Consider the following 20,944-nt stretch of genomic DNA (forward strand, 5'->3'; position numbering starts at 1 on the left):
ATGTTGTTGGTTAGGATGGTTGAGGGATGGAAGCGAGCGCAAGGAGTATAGAACAGCAAGATGTGAATGTTAAAGAGATTAAGAGCAGACCGCTCGTTGCCTCTATTATTTTAATAGCAGGCACAATTTTGTTAGCTTTAAGCATGGCAGTTTCTATTTCGTTTGGTGCTGCAGATATTAGTTTAGAGACCGTTTGGCAAGCTGTATTTCAGTTTGATGGGTCTATAACGCATCATAACGTAATTCAAGAACTTCGCATGCCTAGAGCAATAGGGGGCGTAGTTGCAGGTGCCTTTTTAGCAGTGTCAGGAGCAATTATGCAAGGGATGACACGGAATCCACTTGCATCACCATCATTAATGGGGATTACAGATGGTGCTGTATTCGGGATTGCAATTATGTATGCATTCTTCCCTAATTCACCTTATTTAATGTTTGTTATCGCATCTTTTATTGGAGCTGCGTTTGGAGCGAGCATTGTATATGGTATTGGGACTTCTTCACCAGGTGGATTAACGCCTGTGAAATTAGCTTTAGCTGGAGCTGCAATTAGTGCTTTATTAGGAGCAATTTCATCTGGAATCGCATTGTACTTCAATCTTGCCCAAGAGGTGAGTATGTGGAATGCAGGCGGCGTTGCCGGAGTGAAATGGCAAAGTATTAATATGTTAGTACCGATTGGTCTTGTTTGTCTCATTATAGCAATTATGATGTCGAGATATATTACCATTTTAAGCTTTGGTGAAGAGATCGCGATTGGGCTAGGTCAAAATACGACATTAATTAAATTCATTGGAACAGTACTTGTTCTTGTATTAACGGGTTCTGCGGTTTCTATGGCAGGATCAGTTGGATTTGTTGGTCTTGTAATTCCACATATGACTCGTTTCCTTGTAGGCTCAGATTATAGATGGGTTATTCCATGTTCTGCGGTCTTAGGTGGATTGTTAATTGAATGTGCAGATATGTTATCTCGCGTTATTAATCCGCCATTTGAAACGCCAATTGGAGCAATTACAGCGCTAATTGGAGTTCCATTCTTCCTCTACTTAGCACGTAACGAAGGGAGAGGAAAAATGTGAGGACGAGCGTCTTAACAAAAAAGAACGTTTCTATTTTAACGATTTTAGTAGGATTAATCGTTGCTGTATTTTTAGTAAGCTTAAATACAGGAACATTTAAAATACCTCCAATGGATGTATTAAAGTCATTGGTTGGATTAGGTGCAGAAGATCAATCTGTTATTTTATTTGAATTTCGTATGCCACGTATGGTTATTGCTATATTAGTCGGTTCTGCATTAGCTATGTCAGGTGCAATTTTGCAAGGGCTGTCACGAAATCCACTTGCTGATCCAGGTATTATCGGTATTAACGCCGGAGCGGGATTAACAGTTGTAGTATTCGTCTACTTTTTCTTTGGAAAAGTTGGAACTGGTACATTTTTATCTGTATTTATCCTTCCATTCTTCGCGCTAGTTGGTGCGATATTAGCAGCGGTTATTATTTATTTACTAGCATGGAAAGACGGTGTTTCATCCACTCGATTAATTCTTGTTGGTATCGCTGTTGCAGCCGGATTTGGTGCTGTTAGTTTAATTTTTTCTATGAAGATGACATCGAACGACTTCCGTTTTGCAACGATTTGGTTGGCAGGAAGTTTATGGGGAACAGATTGGAAGTTCGTACTAAGTGTACTCCCATGGATGGTTATTTTCTTACCACTGGCCATTAGTAAAGCGCACATATTAAATGTAATGAATTTAGGCGACTCTACAGCAGTTGGTCTTGGTGTAAACGTAGAAAAGGAAAGACGTAAATTATTATTTATTGCAGTTTGTTTAGCTGGTGCATCTGTCGCTGTTGCGGGCGGTATTGGTTTTATCGGTTTAATGGCTCCGCATTTAGCGAGAAGCCTCGTTGGTGGTAAACATCAAATTATGTTACCAACGGCTGCATTAATAGGAACGTTTTTACTTTTATTTGCAGATGTAATTTCAAGAAGTGTGTTACCAACTTCAGAAATACCGGTCGGTCTTGTTATTTCTGTAATTGGCGCACCATATTTCATATATTTACTTATGAGGACAAAATAAAGGGAGGCTTTTTGTATGGCAACTTTAGCAGTTGATGCGGTATCTGTTGGGTATAATGAAGGGTTAATTATAGATGGATTAACGGTTGAAATTCCGGAAGGACAAATTACAACGATTATTGGACCAAATGGTTGTGGGAAATCCACATTATTAAAAACGGCTTCTCGTATTTTGAAAGCAAAACGAGGTACTGTTTATCTTGATGGAAAAGCAATTGAGAAACAGCCAACGAAAGAAATCGCAAAGAAAATGGCGATTTTACCACAAACTGCAGAAGTGCCAACAGGCCTTACTGTGTTTGAACTTGTTTCATATGGACGTTTTCCTCATCAAAAAGGATTTGGAACATTGAAAGAAGAGGATTATCGCTACATTCATTGGGCACTTGAAGTGACGGGGATGACAGAATTTGCAAATCGTCCAGCAGAAGCTTTATCAGGTGGTCAACGTCAACGTGTATGGATTGCGATGGCTCTTGCACAAGGAACAGATTTACTCGTGTTAGATGAACCAACAACATACTTAGATATGGCTCATCAACTTGAGGTATTAAACTTACTGAAGAAGTTAAACAAAGAAGAAGGCAGAACGATTGTTATGGTTATTCACGATTTAAATCATGCTTCTCGTTTCTCTGATCATATGATTGCATTAAAAGCTGGGAAGTTAATGAAACAAGGAACGCCAGATGAAGTTATGACAAGTGAAACGCTTCGTGACGTATTTGAAATCGAAGCTCAAATCGTTCCATGTCCAGTAAACTGTAAACCAATTTGTTTAACATACGATTTAGCGATGATTAATAATCAATTGCGTAAAAAAGCATAATTAATAGAATTTCCCCCTCTTAAAGAGGTGAGAGGGGGAGTTCTAATGGACGTTGAGCTTCTTACCCACGGATGGGAAGTTGAACGCCCGTTAGAACGGGTTATAAACAACAATTAATAAAAATATATTAATTAAATGTTGTTTTCGTTTCTTATAGTTACATGCAAATTATAAGAGAAATACAGCTAGAAGGAGTCGGAATATGAAGAATTTTAAAATGGCACTATTAGCAATGGTACTAGTTGTTACTTCTGTACTATTTGCAGCTTGTTCTAACAAAGAAGAAGAAAAGAAAGCAGATGCGAAGACTGAAGAGCGCACTGTACAACACGCAAAAGGGGAAATTAAAATTCCTGCAAATCCAAAGAAAATTGCTGACCTTAGTGGTTCAACAGAAGAATTATTAATCTTTGGTATGAAACCAATTATTACTGCTAATACATCTCAAGAAAAAATTGATGCACATATTGCAAATAAATTAAAAGACGTTAAACCAGTTGGTTCTGCTTGGGGCGATAAAATTAACATCGAAGCAGTGGCTGCTGCAAAACCAGACTTAATTATTGTAAACAATCGTCAAGAAAAAATTTATGATCAATTATCTAAAATTGCACCAACAGTTATGTTAAAGACTCCATTAGACCAATGGCGTCCAAAATTCGAAGAAGTAGGTCAAATCTTAGGTAAAGAGAAAGAAACAAAAGAATGGTTCAAACAGTATGATGAAAAAGCAAGCAAATTACATGACAAAATCATCGCTAAAACTGGTGATGCAACATTCATGAAAATGGCTGCATATCCAAACGCATTCCGCGTATACGGTGACTACGGTTACGGTAGCGTAATCTTTAATGACTTAAAATTACCAGCAGTTAAAGGTACACCAACTGATAAACCGCTAGTACAAGTACAAAAAGAAGCTTTAATTGATTACAACCCAGATTACTTATTCGTATTTACAACGGGTGATGGTTCTCAGCGCTTAAAAGAATTCCAAGAAGAATCAATTTGGAAAAACATGAACGCTGTTAAAAACAACCACGTATTTACAATTAGCAATGAAGACCTAAATAAAGGATACTTCCCACTAGGTAAAGAAATGATCTTAGACGAAGTTGCTGAGTTTGTTTTAGGAAAATAATATATAAAGAAAAATCACTTTTACTTCGGTAAAAGTGATTTTTCTTTATATACAAGGAATTAATACAGTCTTTCATTTCTTTCTGTTTCCTATATCGTTTATAATATATAGTAAGAATGCAGTAAAGAAAGGGGGATGTCGGAAGGTGGTATATTTAAACGACAAACTCAGCGAAACAAAAGTGTTTAAAGACCCAGTACATAAATATGTGCACGTGCGTGATCGTGTTATTTGGGATTTAATCGGAACGAAAGAATTTCAACGCTTGCGCCGTATTAAGCAGCTTGGAACGACATTTTTTACATTTCACGGTGCAGAGCATAGTCGCTTTACTCATTCGTTAGGTGTATATGAAATTATTCGTCGTATGATTGATGATGTGTTTGATGGCAGACCAAATTGGAATGCTGAAGATAGATTATTATGTTTATGTGCGGCATTACTTCATGATGTCGGTCACGGCCCGTTTTCTCACTCGTTTGAAAAAGTATTTTCGTTAGATCATGAGAAATTTACGCAAAAGATTATCGTTGGCAATACGGAAATTAACGATGTGTTAAACCGTGTTGATAAGGAGTTTCCGCAAAAGGTAGCAGATGTAATTGCGAAAACATCTACTAATAAATTAGCGATTAGTATGATTTCAAGCCAAATTGATGCTGATCGTATGGATTATTTATTAAGAGATGCATATTTTACTGGCGTAAAGTATGGGAATTTTGATATGGAACGTATACTGCGTGTCATGCGCCCGTACGGTAATCAAGTTGTCATTAAAAATAGTGGTATGCATGCTGTAGAGCATTATATTATGAGCCGTTATCAAATGTATTGGCAAGTATATTTTCATCCGGTAACACGTAGTGCAGAAGTTATTTTAACGAAGATTTTACACCGAGCTAAATCATTGCATGAGAAGTATTATGCGTTTAAATATCATCCTGTTCATTTCTATTCTTTGTTTGAAGAAGAAGTGACAGTAGAGGATTATTTAAAGTTAGACGAGAACGTAATGTATTATTACTTCCAAGTATGGCAAGAGGAAGAAGATCCAATTTTAAGTGACTTATGCCGTCGTTTTATGAATCGAAATCTATTTAAATATGTAGAGTTTACAGATAAGCACGGTTTAGATAATTGGATGGAATTAAGTAGCTTATTTAAGAAGATTGGACTAGATCCAGAGTATTATTTAGTTGTTGATTCAACATCAGACTTACCGTATGACTTTTACCGTGCAGGAGAAGAAGAAGAGCGTCTTCCAATCTTACTCCTTATGCCGAATGGGGAACTTAGAGAGCTTTCGCGTGAATCGGATATTGTTGAGGCGATTACGGGTAAGAAGAGAACGGATCAAAAGTTATTCTATCCGCATGATTTAATCTATGAAGATGGAAGAAAAGGAAAATATAAAGAGAGAATTATCGAGTTGTTAGAAGGAAAGAAATAAGAAGCAGCTAAGAGCTGCTTCTTATGAAAAAACTTGAAATTATTTGTCGTTTAAGCGTTTTCCGCCAACTGCATAATGGTTTTTAGACATTTCTTCGATGAAAACAACGATGTTTTCTTCAGGAGCACCAGTTGTTTCGCTTACTGCTGCGGTTACTTTCTCAGCAAGAGCTTTCTTTTGTTCTTCTGTGCGTCCTTCTAGCATTTTCACTGTTACGTATGGCATGTACAATCGCTCCTTTTATGTAAGTTACACTCTTATTATAGCGGATTATGAAGAAGAACAATCGGAAAAACAAATAATTTCTTTTTTTGACATATTGAAGAGGAGATGAGTTATGGATCAGTTATTTAGATACCCGTTGCAACAAATTCCATTGGTAGCAATGGCGATTATTATTGCGCTATCTGTGCATGAATTTGCACATGCGTATGTTGCATATAAATTTGGAGACGATACAGCGAAAAAACAAGGACGGTTAACGTTATCACCGATGGCTCATTTAGATCCTATCGGGATGATTGCTGTATTAATTCTTGGATTCGGTTGGGCAAGACCCGTGCCTGTTAACCCATATAACTTTAAAAGACCGCGTCTTGCAGGAATATTAGTTTCTATTGCGGGACCGATAAGTAATCTTATTTTAAGTGCAATTGGTTTAATTATTTGGTATAGCTTAATAACATTTGGTGTGTTAGATGCGATGCCACTTGCAGTAGCAGATACGCTGGATCAATTTTTCCAAATTTTTATTATGCTTAATATTGTTTTACTTGTATTTAACTTATTACCAATCCCGCCACTTGATGGGTATCGCGTTGTGGAAGATTTAGCACCAGCAAATATTCGTGCGAAAATGACACAGTATGAAAAGTATGGATCAATTGCGTTATTAATTCTTGTTATTACACCGCTTAGCAATTACACAATTCAACCTATTTTCAATGTTGTTATTCCATATGTATTAGTATTTTTACAAAATATCATTGCGCCTATTTTCAGGCTTTTTTAATCATTAAGTGAGGAGGAGTTTACATATGACAGAGAAAAAGAAAAAAATCGGTTTTAATATCGTGAAAAATGATTCAACAGATGGACATGGTGGTTTTGGCGTTGGGGCATTAAGTTTAGAAAATATTTCTCCTGTATTTGTTGATGTATTAGAGAAAACTGCGTTCGTTGATATCGGTGCGATGCATGCGCGTAGTACAGTAGAAAAAGGAATTAAGTTTTTAACAAATAAAGATGAAGTTCCAAACGGAAAACCGTTTTGGCTCGTTTGGGTAACAATTGAAAGAACACCAAACGGTGCTTATTACGCAGGTGCAACAGCCTGTGAAATGACAGTTGATCGTGAAATTCGCCGCGGATATAAATCACTTCCAGAGCATGTAAACAAAATGGATAAATCACTAAAGCGTCACATCATGATTGATCATATGGATGAATCATCTAAAAAAGTACTTGGTACATTCTTAAAAGAGCATAATGAAGCAATTTGGAACGAATCTAGTGAAGAATTGCGCCACGCATTATTAGGCGAATAAAAATAGCTGACGGATTTCCGTCAGCTATTTTTTTACCACGGGAGATATTTTTTCCACCAACCCGCCTTTTTCTTCTCTTCACTAACCTTTTCGAACTCTTCCTTATCATCAACGTGATCCATACAATACTCTGTTGGCTCTGTACCTTTTGCGAAATACATTTTCACAGAAATGGGACAGTTTTTTGTAGCAATCTTACCGTTTTCAGGATTAACATCGACTGCAACAACATCTGCTGGTTGTTTGAATTCTTGTTTAGGCTGTCCATCTAATCCTTTTTCCATTGTATCGGTCCATATTTTTTTTGCGTATCCTTGTTCTGCTACGTTTGAAATGGATTTAGGTTGATCGTATCCAATCCAAACCCCTGTTACGAGCTGCGGGGTAAATCCAATCATCCAACTATCAGTTTCTGTAGAACCAGACTTTCCAGCATATGTTCTTGATAATTTTGATAACATCGATTGACCGGTCACAGCGGCATAACTGCTTAGTTTTTTATTAAACATACCTGCCATCATTTCTTCCATCACAAAGGCTTTGCTTTTATCTAGAACTTGTTTACTTTCTAAATGAGCGTCGTATAGCATATTTCCTTCGTGATCAACGATGCGCCTTATAAAGATTGGTTTTACTTCTTTCCCGCCGTTTGCAAACATGCTATAAGCATTGACCATTTCAATTGGTTTTACAGGAGATGTGCCGAGAGCAAGAGACGGAACATCTTTTAATGCGCTAGTAATACCGAATTGCTTCGCTGTTTTTGTAAGAATGTCTTCGCCTAAAAATAGATTTGTCTTCACAGCATATACGTTATCAGAAACAGCGAGTGCTTGTGCCATTGTCACAAAGTCGTCTGCATAATAGTTTTTATAATTTTTCGGTTTATATTTGGAAACACCGTCACCTAAAGTGAATACAGTGTATTCGCTTTTTAAGCGCGTAGCAGGGGTGAATCCTCGTTCTAAGGCTGCGTAATATAGGAATGGCTTAAATGTAGAGCCGGGCTGACGAGCGGCTTGTGTAGCTCTGTTAAATTGACTCGTATTATAATCAGTTCCACCAACAAGGGCAGCTACTTCACCCGTTTTTGGATTCATAGAGACGAGGGCAGTTTGGATGTTTGTTGTTTCAGGTATATGATTTTTTACAGCTTGCTCTGCTACAGATTGTAATTTAGGGTCTAGCGTTGTATAAATACGTAAGCCACCTCGCTGTAAGGCTTGCTCATCTAATCCGATATCACGAAGAAGAGAAGCTTGTACAGCATCTTGGAAATAAGGTGCAATTTCTGCAACTTTTTTCGTATCTAATGAGGCGAAAGTTAGCGGTTCCTTTTTTGCCGAGGTAGCTTGCTGTTTTGTAATATAACCTTGTTCTACCATTTCATCTAATATGAGAGATTGACGCCCTTTAGCACGCTTTTCTTTTAAAAAGGGAGAGTAGAAGCTAGGTCCTTTCGGAATGCCTGCGAGCATACTAGCTTCTGCTAATGTTAATTCTTTTGCAGTTTTATCGAAATAAAGGCGAGAAGCAGCTTCGATTCCGTAAGCACCATGCCCGTAATAAATTGTATTTAAATATCCTTCTAAAATATGATTTTTATTATAGTTCACTTCAAGGCGAACGGTATACATTGCCTCTAATAGTTTACGCTTCCACGTTTTATCATGATCTAAGTATAGGTTACGAGCATACTGTTGTGTAATAGTACTAGCACCTTGTACTTTTGCCATTGCTTTTAAATCGGCAACAATGGCACCAACAATGCGCTTTATATCAAATCCATGATGTTTGTAGAATCGTTGATCTTCAATAGATAGTGTTGCCTCTTTTACATAAGGAGAAATTTCATCAAGAGATACATTATAGCGCTTTTGTGTTTCGTTACTTTGTCCTATAACAGTGTCATCATTAGCGTAAAAGACACTCGTTTGCGGCACTGCAACAGGGGGAGGCCCCATAATTTTTGCAGCTATAATGATAATAAAAAAGGAAAAAACGAAAAAAAGAACACAAGAAAACATTACGGTGAAGAAAAGACGTTTATATTTTTTAAGTTTTGGATTCATAGTTTGATCCATCTTTTTCAGCCCCTCATTAATACAAGCATTATTGTATTAGTATTGAGGGTTTTCGTTTATTTTAAACAATGAAATTTTGAAAACAAAAAAGCCCCTTCAATTAAGAAAGGAGCTCAAAGGCACGTGCTGGCCAATCGGTAATGATGACATCTACACCATAGTCAATCATAGTTTGTAAATCTTTATATTCATTAATGGTGTAAGGACGAAAAACGTATCCTTGCCCCTGTGCTAATTGGACAAACTCTTTCGTTAATAATTGAAAGTTTGGATGTAATCCAGTCGCCTCGCGCCTTTTTGCTTCAGCAATAGGATCTGCAAGTGGTGTATCGTACAAAATCGCTCTTGGAATTTCTGGAGCAATTTCTGCTAATAATGAAACGGAATCGTGGTTAAATGATGAAAATGCAATTTGATTGGATAGATGATATTCACGAACAAGAGCAACAACTTTTTCTTCAATATTTGGATAATGAAGAACATCTGTTTTTAATTCAATGTTAAGTTGTAAATTTGTTGTAGAGAGCCAAATAAATACTTCTCGTAATGTTGGGATTTTCGCCTCATGGAAAGAAGGATCTTTATGGCTACCAGCATCTAAAGCTTGTAATTCCTCTACAGTTTTTTCAGAAACAAGTCCTATGCCATTTGTTGTACGATCGACGGTTTCGTCGTGAATTACGACAAGTTCACCATCTTTTGATAAATGGACATCAAGTTCAATTCCATGAGCACCAATGCGTTCGGCTTCTTGAAAGGCAATCATCGTATTCTCTGGATGTGTCCCTTTTACCCCGCGGTGAGCGAAAATAAGTGGTTTATTCATGTGAAAATCTCCTTATCATCTCTTTTTCTTCATTATGAAACTGCCTTGGAAAAAATACAATTGAATAGGACAAACATTTACAAAAGTCTAACAGTTGCATAAAAGTTAACGTTAACGTAAAATGTAACAATAAAGTGAAGGGAGGAATAAACATGTATAAAATCGATGAAGTAACAAAGCAAGTTGGTTTAACAAAGCGTACACTTCGTTATTATGAGGAAATTGGTTTAATTCATCCCCCAGAACGAAGTGAGGGGAACATTCGCCTGTATACAGACGAGGACATTGCGAGAATTAAAAGGATTGTGGAAGCGAAAGAAGTACTAGGAATTACGCTTCAAGAAATGCAACATTTCTTATCGTTAAAAGAAAGAATGGAACAAAGAAGAAATAGTGAGAATCCGCGTGACCGTGAAGTGATTCAAGAAATTAAAGAGATGCTTGAAAAACAAGTGCAAACGTTAGACGAAAAAATGGAGCAAATGCAGCGTGTTAAGGCAGAGCTAGAGGATAGTTTAAGCCGTGCAGTTACATTTTTAGAGAATACAAAAGGAGAGTAATCAAAATGGAGAGCAAACAAAAATTAGGGAGATTGATTACAGTGGTGGCTACCTTCCTTGCCTTTTCAGGTATAGGAGTAGTCGACCCAATTTTACCAAGTATTGCTGAACAAATTGGTGCTTCGCATTGGCAAGTCGAGATGTTATTTACAGCTTATATTTTAACGATGGCAATTATGATGTTACCAGCTGGAATATTTGCATCAAGATTTGGTGATAAACGAATGATGACAATCGGTCTTGCGATTGTAACTGTATTTGCATTTATATGTGGTATATCGCAAACGATTGCTCAATTATCTCTTTTCCGCGCGGGGTGGGGATTAGGAAATGCGATGTTCTTCGCAACGGCGATGACATTATTAATTGCATTAAGTAAAGAAGTTCATGAAGCAGTAGGATTATATGAAGCAGCTATCGGTTTAGGGATGGCAGGTGGCCCATTGTTAGGTGGTATATTAGGTGGACATTCTTGGCGTTACCCATTTTTTGCGACGAGTATTTTAATTTCTTTAGCATTTATTTTAGTTTTCTTTTTTGTAAAAGAACCGGAGCGAAAAGTGAAGCGTAAAGCAGCAGGCGTAGGTGAATTACTTAACCTGGTGAAGTATAAACCGTTTATGCAAGGTGCCATTTCTGGGATGTTATATTACTACGGATTTTTCGTCGTGTTAGCATATTCACCACTTATTATGCATTTATCTGCTATTCAATTAGGATTTGTATTTTGCGGATGGGGATTAGCATTAGCTTACGGATCAGCAATTTTAGCGCATAAGCTAGAAGGTAAATATGAACCGAAAACATTGTTAAAAGGTAGTTTACTCGTATTTGCGATTTTCTTAATTGCACTATTCTTCGTTAAAATTATGTGGTTACAAATCGTATTAATCGTTCTATCAGGATTAGCATCAGGCCTAAATAACGCGTTATTTACAAGTTATGTAATGGATATTTCACCTTATGAAAGATCTGTTACATCAGGTGTTTATAACTTCGTTCGTTGGTTAGGGGGCGCGATTGCTCCAATTTTATCAGGAGTCATCGGTCATACAGTTTCACCACAAAGTCCGTTTTTAGTCGGTGGAATTGTTGTGTTAGTTGGTTGCGTAATGATCTTAATTCCGATTCGTAAACCGGTAGAAATAGAGACAGAAGCCCTTTCTTAAGAAAGGGTTTTCTTTCCTATTACAGAGCAAACCCTTTTTACATATATGTTAGAACCCTCTGACTAAAATATATTTTCGGTATTTTTTTACTTTTAACTATACTTTTTGGATGTTTTGTTTTATTTTTGGTAGGGGACATTAATGATGTCCCCATTATAAATTTGCAGCGAAAGGCGTGATTGTACGATGGAACTATGGTTCACTGAAAAACAAACAAAGCATTTTGGAATTACGGCGCGTATTAACCGCACATTACATACGGAGCAAACAGAATTCCAAAAGCTTGATATGGTTGAAACGGAAGAGTTCGGAAACATGCTTATTTTAGACGGCATGGTTATGACGACAGAAAAGGACGAGTTCGTTTATCATGAAATGGTAGCGCACGTACCTTTATTTACACATCCAAACCCTGAGAACGTATTAGTTGTTGGTGGTGGCGATGGTGGTGTTATTCGTGAAGTGTTAAAACACCCAAGCGTGAAGAAAGCAACTCTTGTTGAAATCGATGGAAAAGTAATTGAGTACTCTAAGCAGTACTTACCATCAATTGCAGGTGCATTAGATGATGAGCGTGTAGAAGTAAAAGTAGGAGACGGTTTCCTACACATCGCAGAAAGCGAAAACGAATATGACGTAATTATGGTAGATTCTACTGAGCCAGTAGGTCCAGCAGTAAACTTATTTACAAAAGGCTTCTACGCTGGAATTTCAAAAGCGTTAAAAGAAGATGGTATTTTCGTTGCCCAAACGGACAACCCTTGGTTTACACCAGAACTAATTACAACTGTGTTTAAAGACGTAAAAGAGATTTTCCCAATTACTCGTCTATACACAGCAAACATTCCGACGTATCCAAGTGGACTTTGGACGTTCACAATCGGATCTAAAAAACATGATCCATTAGAAGTAAGTGAAGAGCGTTTCCATGAAATCGAAACGAAATATTACACAAAAGAATTACACAATGCAGCATTCGCATTACCGAAATTTGTTGGCGATTTAATTAAGTAAGAGCGTTAAATTGAAATAAATAAAGTGTAAGTAACTCATTTAAGGTGTTTGTCTAGAAGGCTTGAACATGCTAGTTACTTACACTGCTACAAATGAAGTAGTCTTCTTGTGATAACAAGAAGGCCCAGGTAAATCGAGAAAGAGGAGCAATACGCTCCAAATTTGAGAAATAGTGAAAGGTTGGGATACCTTAAGTTCCACATAAGGAGGAAAAGAATATGCGTTTTGATGAAGCTTATTCAGGTAAAGTATTTATTAAAAGTCATCCAAGTTTTGAAGAGTCAGAGGCAGTTATTTACGGGATGCCTATGGATTGGACAGTAAGTTTCCGTCCAGGATCTCGCTTTGGCCCTGCACGTATTCGTGAAGTATCAATCGGTCTTGAGGAATATAGTCCGTATTTAGATCGTGAACTAGAAGAGGTAAAATATTTTGATGCGGGTGATATCCCATTACCATTTGGGAATCCACAGCGCAGCATAGACATGATTGAAGAATATGTAACAAAACTATTAGGTGCCGGTAAGTTTCCACTAGGTCTCGGCGGAGAGCACTTAGTGTCTTGGCCAATTTTTAAGGCAATGGCAAAAAAATATCCGGATTTAGCAATCATCCATATGGATGCTCATACTGACTTACGTGAGTCATATGAGGGAGAGCCTTTATCCCACTCTACACCAATTCGTAAAGTGTGCGATTTAATTGGTCCGGAAAACGTATATTCTTTCGGTATTCGTTCTGGAATGAAGGAAGAATTCGAATGGGCAAAAGAAGTAGGTATGAATTTATATAAATTTGACGTATTAGAACCGTTAAAGGAAGTATTACCGAAACTTGCAGGACGCCCAGTCTATGTCACAATTGACATCGACGTATTAGACCCAGCTCACGCTCCTGGAACAGGAACATTAGAAGCTGGAGGTATCACATCTAAAGAACTATTAGAGTCCATCGTAGCAATTGCAAATTCAAATATAAAAGTAGTCGGAGCAGACTTAGTAGAAGTAGCTCCAGTCTACGATCATAGTGATCAAACACCAATCGCAGCAAGCAAATTCGTGCGGGAAATGCTGCTCGGTTGGGTGAAGTAAAAGCGGAGGCAGCTTGTTCAGAATTGCAGGTCATTGGAACGCTCGACCGAGAAGCGCTTTTGGCTTCGAACGAGAGTGTGAAATGGCCGGAGATTCTAGCTGCTGTAGCTGGATAAAATAAAAGCGGAAGCGGCTCGCTCAGAATGTGAGGGGGATGGAGCTTCAGACGTAGAGGCGTTTTTTGCCTCGAAGGAAGAAGTGAAGCCACCGAACATTTTAGCCGCTGTAGCTAGATAAAGTAAAAGTGAAGCCGACTCAAAAAGTGTTTTGAGCCGGCTTCTTTTATTAATAGGTAGGTTATTATTGTCTTATTTAGTAGTTAAGTCGATATCCTTTGTCGAAACGTCGATATATGCGGAGTTGTGTTCAATATAATTTCACTTACCGTCATGCGACATAAAAAAGAGCTATTCTCAAACGATGAGAATAGCTCCCTTTCTTTACGCAACTTTCTCTTCCGAAGTAATTCCGCGAATTTCATCAGCAGAACGGATTGGATATTTGCGGAACACAATGGAACCGACGTATCCAACAATAGTGGTAACGATTCCACATAATACGGCAGCAATCGTTACTTTTATTACATCATTAAATCCGAACAGTACGAGAAGTCCTGGAATTGGTGATGCTGTCCCTGGTGCATTATTAACGAGCTGGAATAGCGACGTAATAATACCGGCAAGCGCACCGCCAACAAAGTTTGTCATATAGATAGGAATTGGATTTGCTGAGACAACATCGGCCTGTGTTAACGGCTCGATTGCCACGGCGATTGTATCTTTCTTTGAACAGATTTTTAGTCGTTTAAAGAAAATGAAGTTCATTGGGGCAGAAGCTGCTACGGCAAGACTACCAATTGCCATTGGTAAACCAGTTAATCCAAGCATTGCAGTTAGTGCCATAGAACTTAATGGAGATGTAGAAATAACTGTTATTAATCCACCAAGCATAATACCCATAATGATAGGACTTTCTGTAGTTGCAACTGAAATCATAGAACCGATTTTACCGAGTGTTGCGTTAACGAGTGGATCCATAAGCATGGCCATTCCACGTGAAATTGGTGCGGCAATACATAGGATTGCTAAAAATTCTACACCAGCTGGTAATTTCTTTTCGAGAAATTTCACGACGAAAGCACAAACGTATCCAGCGAAAAATCCTGGTAAAATACCGAATCCGCTAGTAGCGATACCGATTAAAACAGCGTATACGGGTGAGACACCGATTGCCAATGCGACTAAAATTGCCGCTGCGACACCGCTCATACTACCAGAAGCTTCTCCTACTGATTGTAAAAAGTCATTATGAAACATTTCTCCACCAATATAACGGTGAAATGCTTCAATAAGAAAACTTGCGATTGCTGCATTAGCTAAAGCGCCCATTGCTTTCATTCCGTAAGGCGCACGGTAACTGAAAAGTGTAAATAGACAAAGTACAACAAGTAATAGTGCTAAACCTTGCAAGATAGCCATTTGAAAACTGTCTCCTTTGATTTTTGTAATAAAAATTTGTATCATTCAATAATAATATAAAAGTTTGTTAAACGGAAAAAATTTTTATTGGGAAATTGCTGTAAGGTGAAAAACTCTTACAATAATGTAAGGAAAGTGTAAGGCATTTCGATAGAGTATAGTATGCCTTTTTTCGTATAATACAGGTATAGACAGACAGTTAGTGAGAAAGAAGTGCAAACAGGAGGCGCATTTATGAAATTGGTAATTAAAGTTTTAGCTGTGTTCGCCATTATTTTAGGAGGAACAGCATATTATTTAAACACGAAAACAGAAGGTGTGCATGCTTTTGTAGACAACTTCTTTTCAAATAAAGAAATACAAGATTATTATGCTGTTATAGATAAAAGTGAAAAAAAAGACGATGAATATTTGTATACATTTAAAGGGTATACAGAAGATGGAAAGCTACAAGTTATTAAAAGAATGGTGAACCGTGAATTGCATACGGGTGCTTTTATAAAAATTTATGCAAAAGGTATGCAGGGAAAAGGATGGGCTGAAATCTCGAAAGAATCAATCCCGCAAAAAGCGTTGCAAAAAATAGAAAAACCATAAAAGGAGCGAATCGTTCGCTCCTTTTTTAGTGAGTTAAAATGGTGATAGCTGAACTTTCTTTATTAGAAATGATTTTTGCCCTTCCGCCAATTGGGAAAGTAAAAATAGGAGTTGTATGTCCGAAACTTGTATTTGCAATGATAGGTATATGTGTAAGTTCAGGCTTTGAAGCAATCATTTCTTGAATGTCTTCTATCGTACATTCTGCTCCTTTTTGCATTCGTCCTATAACAATGCCTTTTACATGTTCAAAGTCAGGTTGCTGCATAAGAGAATGTAAATATCGATCAAAAGTTTTTAGGGTAGATTTTCCTGTTAAACTATCCTCTTCAAGAAATAAAATTTTGCCCTGTAAGCTTGGCATATATGGTGTACCTTGCAGTAAATTAAATGTGCTCATATTGCCGCCGATAATATCCCCTGTAGCTTCTCCTTCTTGAATCGAAACATATCCTTCATTTTTAATAAATTCTCGATTTTCTTGATCCATATACCAAGAGTCATCGCTCCAAGTTTCAGCTGGTAGTATTTCAATAGGTTCATGAGAAGTTAAGCACTTTAAAAAGTAATCGGTCGTATAATCGAGCCCTTTCTCCATTCCAAATGAAGAGAAGTGAGGACCTGAATATGTAACTAAGCCTGTTTTAGCATAAATCGCGTTAGTTAAAGCGGTAATATCAGAATAACCGCAGAAAATTTTCGGATTTTCTCGAATTAAATCATAATCGAGATGTTTCAATAAACCGTTAGAGTTGTATCCGCCAAGTGTCGTCAAAATGGCTTTTACATTAGGATCTCTAAATGCTTCGTGGAGGTCTTGAACTCGTGAAGAAATAGAAGAGGAAGCGAATCGATCTATCTCATCAGCATATTTTGAGAATGTAACTTGAAAGCCTATGTCGGTTAATCTTTTTATAGCAAGGTCTCTGTTTTCATTTGAGACAATACTTAAACTACAAGATGGTGAAATAACCCTTATTTCATCACCTTTTTTAAATTTTGTTGGTAGCACCAAATTCACCCCTTAAAATGAAAGAATATTTAGATTTAAAAAATATTTTAACATATGAAATAAAGTGAAGGTGAATTATTTTTTGAAAAGGAGTTTTCCTGATTTTTCAGCAGACAGACAGAGTCTTTTTTTGATATGATAGGAAAAGTGATTTATTATAAGTAGTATTTAATATCTATAACATTTGAAGGGTGTGCAAGACGTGAAGAAACAACTTGCAGGCTTGCCGGTACACGTTCATTTCGTAACAGAAATCCGTGAAGGGGCGAGGAAGGAAACCGTTGCTTTTGAAGCAAATGGTCAATACTATGTAAAAGGTCAAGGTACATATATAACATTCCAAGAGCCGAACGAACAAGGCGAAGTGAAAACAATTATTAAAATTCAAGATGAACAAGTTCTCATTATGCGTTCAGGTGCTATTTCTATGCGTCAGACGCATGTGAAAGGTGAATGGACAACTGGTACGTATACGAGTGAACTTGGTACGTTTGCATTGCAAACGAAAACTGATAACGTTCTTTTTAAATGGTCGGATGAAAAGAAAAAAGGACAACTCTTCTTAACGTACGCATTGCTTCTAAGTGAACAAGAAGCTGGCAGATATACAATTACACTTAATTTGAAGGAGGCAAAATAATGAATTCTTTAGAACAAGTAAAAGGATTGATTAAAGAAGAAATTCAAGCTGCTGTATTAAAGGCAGAACTAGCGACAGAAGAACAAATTCCAAACGTTGTATTAGAATCTCCAAAAGATAAAACAAATGGTGACTTCTCTACAAATATGGCAATGCAACTTGCACGCGTTGCGAAAAAAGCACCTCGTATGATTGCAGAAGAATTAGTTGCAAACTTCGATAAAGCAAAAGCTTCTATTGAAAAAATTGAAATCGCTGGTCCTGGTTTCATTAACTTCTACATGGATAATAGCTACTTAACAGACTTAATCCCAACAATCGTCAACGCTGGTGAAGCATACGGTGAAACGAATACTGGTAAAGGTGAAAAAGTACAAATTGAGTTCGTATCTGCGAATCCAACAGGCGATCTTCACTTAGGACATGCACGTGGTGCGGCAGTAGGTGACACTTTATGTAACGTATTAGCAAAAGCAGGATATGATGTATCTCGTGAGTACTACATTAATGATGCTGGTAATCAAATTCATAACTTAGCTCTTTCTGTTGAAGCTCGTTACATGCAAGCTTTAGGTTTAGAGAAAGAAATGCCAGAAGACGGTTACCATGGTGCGGACATCATTGGAATCGGTAAACGTTTAGCTGAAGAGTTTGGCAATCGTTATGCAAAAGCTGATGCAGAAGAAAGCTATGAATTCTATCGTTCATACGGTTTAAAATATGAGTTAGCAAAACTTCAAAAAGACTTAGCAAGCTTCCGTGTTAACTTCGATGTGTGGTTCTCAGAAACATCATTATACAAAAACGGAAAAATTGATCAGGCTCTTGCTGTATTAAAAGAGCGTGACGAAATCTTTGAAGAAGGCGGAGCAACTTGGTTCCGTTCGATGACTTACGGTGACGACAAAAACCGTGTATTAATTAAAAATGACGGTTCTTACACATACTTAACGCCAGATATCGCTTATCACCGTGATAAATTAGAGCGTGGTTTCGATAAGCTAATCAACATTTGGGGTGCTGACCACCACGGTTACATTCCTCGTATGAAAGCTGCTATTCAAGCACTAGGTTACGATAAAGAAACACTTGAAGTAGAAATCATCCAAATGGTACAACTGTACCAAAATGGTGAAAAAATGAAAATGAGTAAGCGTACAGGTAAAGCAGTTACACTTCGTGAGCTTATGGAAGAAGTAGGCGTGGACGCAATGCGTTACTTCTTCGCAATGCGTAGCGGTGATTCTCATTTAGACTTCGATATGGACTTAGCTGTATCAAAATCTAATGAAAACCCAGTATACTATGCACAATATGCACATGCTCGTGTATGCAGTATCCTTCGTCAAGGTGAAGAGTTAGGATTAGCTACAGGCGGAGACGTGAATTACAAACTTGTTACTTCTGAGAAAGAAGTAGAGTTACTGAAAAAACTGGGTGAATTCCCAGCTGTAGTTGCGGATGCAGCGCAAAAGCGCCTGCCACACCGCATTACAAGCTATGCATTTGAATTAGCAGCAGCATTACACAGCTTCTACAATGCAGAAAAAGTATTAAACCAAGATAACTTAGAATTAAGTAAAGCTCGTTACGAATTAATGAAAGCAGTACGCACGACACTTCAAAATGCATTAGCAATCGTAGGAGTATCTGCACCAGAAAAAATGTAATAAAGAAAAGCAGAAGTTTATAAAAAGGCAATCACAATAACATGTGGTTGCCTTTTTTGATCTGTATTAAGCTGCTTTTTGACCTGTTTGAGTAACAGGTTTTTGAAGAGTGTTATAAACACCAGTTCCGATAACTTCTAATGCCATTTTCATACGTTCAGGCGAAATGTTTTCTAATACATTATCTTGAGGCGTGTGATATACCTTTTCGATATGATAGATTAATGGATTCCAACTATCGACGCCCATCCAAATAAATAGTGCAGAAGGAATACCCACTTCAGCAAATGGTACGTGATCACTAGAGCCAAATTTTCCTTGGAGAACGAGATCATTATTTAATTGTTTACCTGCTTGTAAGGCAGCATCTGTTACAAGGTTTGTTGAGCCATCAGGAGTCATTGCATATAAATTTTTTGCTTTATCATAATTTGTTGCAACCATGTCTGCGTTAAAGACACCTAAAATTCGATCACGTTCCTTTTGGGACAGACTATTAACATAATAATCAGAGCCAAGTAAGCCAGTTTCCTCAGAACCAAAAGCAATAAAACGAATTTCTTTATCAGTTTCTACATTTTGAAAAGCACGAGCCAGTTCTAATACTAATCCTGTACCAGAAGCATTATCATTTGCCCCAGGTGCTCCAACGACACTATCGTAGTGTGAACTTACAACGACGGCCTTTTCATTACCTGTACTATTTTTTGGTTTCTTTTTAGCGATGACATTTAAGGATGTTAAATTAGATTCATGTCTCGCTTTTAGGGAAAGAATTGTTGTCTCTTTTTTAGCGATTTCTTCTTTAAATGCATTTCCTTGAGCATAAGCAAGACCGAAGACAGGGATAGCCTGTTTTTTAGTTAAGCGAGGATTGAAAGTTTGTCCATAGTTCCCGCGTCCGCCAATTAAGCTGTATAACAGAACACCTTTTGCCCCTTTACTAACAGCATTTTCAACCTGTTTATTATAATCTGCTACTGTTGCACCTCTTTCGAATAAAACAATTTTTCCGTTTACCTCATTTGGAATATCGTCTAATTTTGTACCACCTTGAACAAAGATAAGCGGAGCTGTAACAGCTTCTGTAGAAATTAGTGCATTTGGAGCAGCACCAGCTTGCCAATTACGCTTTGTCCCTAATGGTGATTCGATAAACCCAACGTATTGATCCGGCACTTGAAAGGGCTGATACTCTACTTCATATCCCATTGATTTAAGCTTCATACCAACATAGCGAGAAGCCCATTCTTCTGATTTTGTACCACCTGGACGGGGACCGATTGTTTCGGATAAGAAACGGATATGCTCGATGGCGCGGTTTGCATCAAATTGTTTTGTAATAGGTGGAGTCTGTGTAATTTCTGACGTGGAATCAGCTTTTGCTTGCCCGATTGGAGCTAAGCTAACGGCGAGTGATACAGCAAGCAAGGAGCTTACTATTTTTTGTTTCAGTGATTTTCTCATTTTTTCCTCTCCCATTCTTCTATTCTCTCTGACTGACAAAAGAAGACGGATAACGACTATATCCCGCTATTTTTGGGCAGTAAAACCCCCATCTCAAAATTCAGCTGTAAAGCAAAGAAGTTAGATGGGAGTCGGGCTGCCCGTAAAAGCCCGATTGGTGTGGGCTAATAATCAATGAGGGATGGACAAAACCCTCACTGATTAAAGTTTCACTTTATCTTACCTTTATATATCTGAATTTTCAATAAATATATGTTGAGAAATAAAAAACGCTA

General features: G+C 37.6%; 20 protein-coding genes. 14 read left to right on the top strand and 6 right to left on the bottom strand.

The window, feature by feature from the left end; translation table 11 throughout:
* The first annotated feature begins 26 nt into the window (after window positions 1-26).
* The 5 genes from MR155_RS18000 (at window position 27) to MR155_RS18020 (ending at window position 5,514) form a co-directional block, all read left to right on the top strand.
* Entirely contained in the window at window positions 27-1,082 is a 1,056-nt protein-coding gene (locus MR155_RS18000; RefSeq protein ID WP_242310771.1) for a FecCD family ABC transporter permease, read from the top strand.
* Entirely contained in the window at window positions 1,079-2,095 is a 1,017-nt protein-coding gene (locus MR155_RS18005) for a FecCD family ABC transporter permease (RefSeq protein WP_002089808.1), read from the top strand. Before MR155_RS18000 ends, MR155_RS18005 begins: the two co-directional genes overlap by 4 nt.
* A 15-nt stretch (window positions 2,096-2,110) precedes the next feature.
* Window positions 2,111-2,923, top strand: a complete 813-nt coding sequence (locus MR155_RS18010; protein ID WP_113936166.1) for an ABC transporter ATP-binding protein — start codon at window positions 2,111-2,113, stop codon at window positions 2,921-2,923.
* A 202-nt stretch (window positions 2,924-3,125) separates the two neighbouring features.
* Entirely contained in the window at window positions 3,126-4,064 is a 939-nt protein-coding gene (locus MR155_RS18015) for an ABC transporter substrate-binding protein (protein WP_113936167.1), read from the top strand.
* A gap of 145 nt (window positions 4,065-4,209) precedes the next feature.
* The gene (locus MR155_RS18020; RefSeq protein WP_242310772.1) at window positions 4,210-5,514 is read left to right on the top strand and encodes an HD domain-containing protein; all 1,305 of its coding nucleotides are present in this window, start codon (window positions 4,210-4,212) and stop codon (window positions 5,512-5,514) included.
* 39 nt (window positions 5,515-5,553) lie between these two features.
* Here MR155_RS18020 and MR155_RS18025 read toward each other — a convergent pair whose 3' ends face one another.
* Window positions 5,554-5,739 carry a 2-hydroxymuconate tautomerase gene (locus MR155_RS18025; RefSeq protein ID WP_242310774.1) on the bottom strand — a complete coding sequence of 62 codons (186 nt, stop codon included), beginning with the start codon at window positions 5,737-5,739 and terminating at the stop codon, window positions 5,554-5,556.
* Window positions 5,740-5,851: 112 nt separating this feature from the next.
* Between MR155_RS18025 and MR155_RS18030 the strand changes: the two genes are divergently transcribed.
* Complete coding sequence (locus tag MR155_RS18030) at window positions 5,852-6,526, top strand: site-2 protease family protein (protein WP_002016358.1); 675 nt, start codon at window positions 5,852-5,854, stop codon at window positions 6,524-6,526.
* A 25-nt stretch (window positions 6,527-6,551) separates the two neighbouring features.
* Window positions 6,552-7,061 carry a YwhD family protein gene (locus MR155_RS18035; RefSeq protein WP_002016357.1) on the top strand — a complete coding sequence of 170 codons (510 nt, stop codon included), beginning with the start codon at window positions 6,552-6,554 and terminating at the stop codon, window positions 7,059-7,061.
* A 32-nt stretch (window positions 7,062-7,093) separates the two neighbouring features.
* Here MR155_RS18035 and MR155_RS18040 read toward each other — a convergent pair whose 3' ends face one another.
* Window positions 7,094-9,145: a transglycosylase domain-containing protein gene (locus MR155_RS18040; RefSeq protein WP_242310776.1), complete on the bottom strand. Its 2,052-nt coding sequence runs from the start codon at window positions 9,143-9,145 to the stop codon at window positions 7,094-7,096.
* A 100-nt stretch (window positions 9,146-9,245) separates the two neighbouring features.
* Window positions 9,246-9,971: a glycerophosphodiester phosphodiesterase gene (locus tag MR155_RS18045; protein ID WP_219300794.1), complete on the bottom strand. Its 726-nt coding sequence runs from the start codon at window positions 9,969-9,971 to the stop codon at window positions 9,246-9,248.
* Between the two features lie 152 nt (window positions 9,972-10,123).
* Here MR155_RS18045 and MR155_RS18050 point away from each other — a divergent pair, with 152 nt between their 5' ends.
* The 4 genes from MR155_RS18050 to speB all read left to right on the top strand — a co-directional run bounded on the left by MR155_RS18050 (window position 10,124) and on the right by speB (window position 13,805).
* A complete protein-coding gene (locus MR155_RS18050) occupies window positions 10,124-10,531 on the top strand; it encodes a MerR family transcriptional regulator (protein ID WP_002016353.1) in 408 nt (135 codons plus the stop codon).
* 5 nt (window positions 10,532-10,536) lie between these two features.
* Window positions 10,537-11,700, top strand: coding sequence for an MFS transporter (locus tag MR155_RS18055; protein ID WP_002089799.1), 1,164 nt, complete (start codon window positions 10,537-10,539; stop codon window positions 11,698-11,700).
* Window positions 11,701-11,886: 186 nt separating this feature from the next.
* A complete protein-coding gene (gene speE, locus MR155_RS18060) occupies window positions 11,887-12,714 on the top strand; it encodes a polyamine aminopropyltransferase (protein WP_000424693.1) in 828 nt (275 codons plus the stop codon).
* A 218-nt stretch (window positions 12,715-12,932) separates the two neighbouring features.
* Entirely contained in the window at window positions 12,933-13,805 is an 873-nt protein-coding gene (gene speB / locus MR155_RS18065) for an agmatinase (RefSeq protein ID WP_113936173.1), read from the top strand.
* A 440-nt stretch (window positions 13,806-14,245) separates the two neighbouring features.
* On the opposite strand, the gene MR155_RS18070 is transcribed toward speB, so the two are convergent.
* A complete protein-coding gene (locus tag MR155_RS18070) occupies window positions 14,246-15,283 on the bottom strand; it encodes a PTS sugar transporter subunit IIC (protein ID WP_002068536.1) in 1,038 nt (345 codons plus the stop codon).
* Between the two features lie 234 nt (window positions 15,284-15,517).
* Here MR155_RS18070 and MR155_RS18075 point away from each other — a divergent pair, with 234 nt between their 5' ends.
* Window positions 15,518-15,880, top strand: coding sequence for a YxeA family protein (locus tag MR155_RS18075; protein WP_002130097.1), 363 nt, complete (start codon window positions 15,518-15,520; stop codon window positions 15,878-15,880).
* A 25-nt stretch (window positions 15,881-15,905) separates the two neighbouring features.
* Here the strand turns inward: MR155_RS18075 and MR155_RS18080 are convergent, their stop codons facing one another.
* On the bottom strand, window positions 15,906-16,892 hold the full coding sequence (locus MR155_RS18080; RefSeq protein WP_219300798.1) for a S66 family peptidase: 987 nt from the start codon (window positions 16,890-16,892) through the stop codon (window positions 15,906-15,908).
* Between the two features lie 202 nt (window positions 16,893-17,094).
* Here MR155_RS18080 and MR155_RS18085 point away from each other — a divergent pair, with 202 nt between their 5' ends.
* Together MR155_RS18085 and argS are read left to right on the top strand one after the other, a co-directional pair.
* Window positions 17,095-17,532, top strand: coding sequence for a YwiB family protein (locus tag MR155_RS18085; protein ID WP_002089794.1), 438 nt, complete (start codon window positions 17,095-17,097; stop codon window positions 17,530-17,532).
* Window positions 17,532-19,202: an arginine--tRNA ligase gene (gene argS, locus MR155_RS18090; RefSeq protein ID WP_242310778.1), complete on the top strand. Its 1,671-nt coding sequence runs from the start codon at window positions 17,532-17,534 to the stop codon at window positions 19,200-19,202. Before MR155_RS18085 ends, argS begins: the two co-directional genes overlap by 1 nt.
* Window positions 19,203-19,268: 66 nt before the next feature.
* Here the strand turns inward: argS and MR155_RS18095 are convergent, their stop codons facing one another.
* Complete coding sequence (locus MR155_RS18095; protein WP_242310780.1) at window positions 19,269-20,669, bottom strand: M28 family metallopeptidase; 1,401 nt, start codon at window positions 20,667-20,669, stop codon at window positions 19,269-19,271.
* Window positions 20,670-20,944 lie beyond the last annotated feature (275 nt).

This window comes from Bacillus cereus group sp. BfR-BA-01331 (assembly GCF_022663915.1).
Lineage (GTDB): Bacteria > Bacillota > Bacilli > Bacillales > Bacillaceae_G > Bacillus_A > Bacillus_A mycoides.

Coding starts and splice junctions, on each gene's coding strand:
- MR155_RS18000 (WP_242310771.1), top strand. CDS start 27: ATGGAAGCGAGCGCAAGGAGTATAGAACAGCAAGATGTGAATGTTAAA.
- MR155_RS18010 (WP_113936166.1), top strand. CDS start 2,111: ATGGCAACTTTAGCAGTTGATGCGGTATCTGTTGGGTATAATGAAGGG.
- MR155_RS18015 (WP_113936167.1), top strand. CDS start 3,126: ATGAAGAATTTTAAAATGGCACTATTAGCAATGGTACTAGTTGTTACT.
- MR155_RS18025 (WP_242310774.1), bottom strand. CDS start 5,739: ATGCCATACGTAACAGTGAAAATGCTAGAAGGACGCACAGAAGAACAA.
- MR155_RS18030 (WP_002016358.1), top strand. CDS start 5,852: ATGGATCAGTTATTTAGATACCCGTTGCAACAAATTCCATTGGTAGCA.
- MR155_RS18035 (WP_002016357.1), top strand. CDS start 6,552: ATGACAGAGAAAAAGAAAAAAATCGGTTTTAATATCGTGAAAAATGAT.
- MR155_RS18040 (WP_242310776.1), bottom strand. CDS start 9,145: ATGGATCAAACTATGAATCCAAAACTTAAAAAATATAAACGTCTTTTC.
- MR155_RS18045 (WP_219300794.1), bottom strand. CDS start 9,971: ATGAATAAACCACTTATTTTCGCTCACCGCGGGGTAAAAGGGACACAT.
- MR155_RS18050 (WP_002016353.1), top strand. CDS start 10,124: ATGTATAAAATCGATGAAGTAACAAAGCAAGTTGGTTTAACAAAGCGT.
- MR155_RS18055 (WP_002089799.1), top strand. CDS start 10,537: ATGGAGAGCAAACAAAAATTAGGGAGATTGATTACAGTGGTGGCTACC.
- speE (WP_000424693.1), top strand. CDS start 11,887: ATGGAACTATGGTTCACTGAAAAACAAACAAAGCATTTTGGAATTACG.
- speB (WP_113936173.1), top strand. CDS start 12,933: ATGCGTTTTGATGAAGCTTATTCAGGTAAAGTATTTATTAAAAGTCAT.
- MR155_RS18070 (WP_002068536.1), bottom strand. CDS start 15,283: ATGGCTATCTTGCAAGGTTTAGCACTATTACTTGTTGTACTTTGTCTA.
- MR155_RS18075 (WP_002130097.1), top strand. CDS start 15,518: ATGAAATTGGTAATTAAAGTTTTAGCTGTGTTCGCCATTATTTTAGGA.
- argS (WP_242310778.1), top strand. CDS start 17,532: ATGAATTCTTTAGAACAAGTAAAAGGATTGATTAAAGAAGAAATTCAA.
- MR155_RS18095 (WP_242310780.1), bottom strand. CDS start 20,669: ATGAGAAAATCACTGAAACAAAAAATAGTAAGCTCCTTGCTTGCTGTA.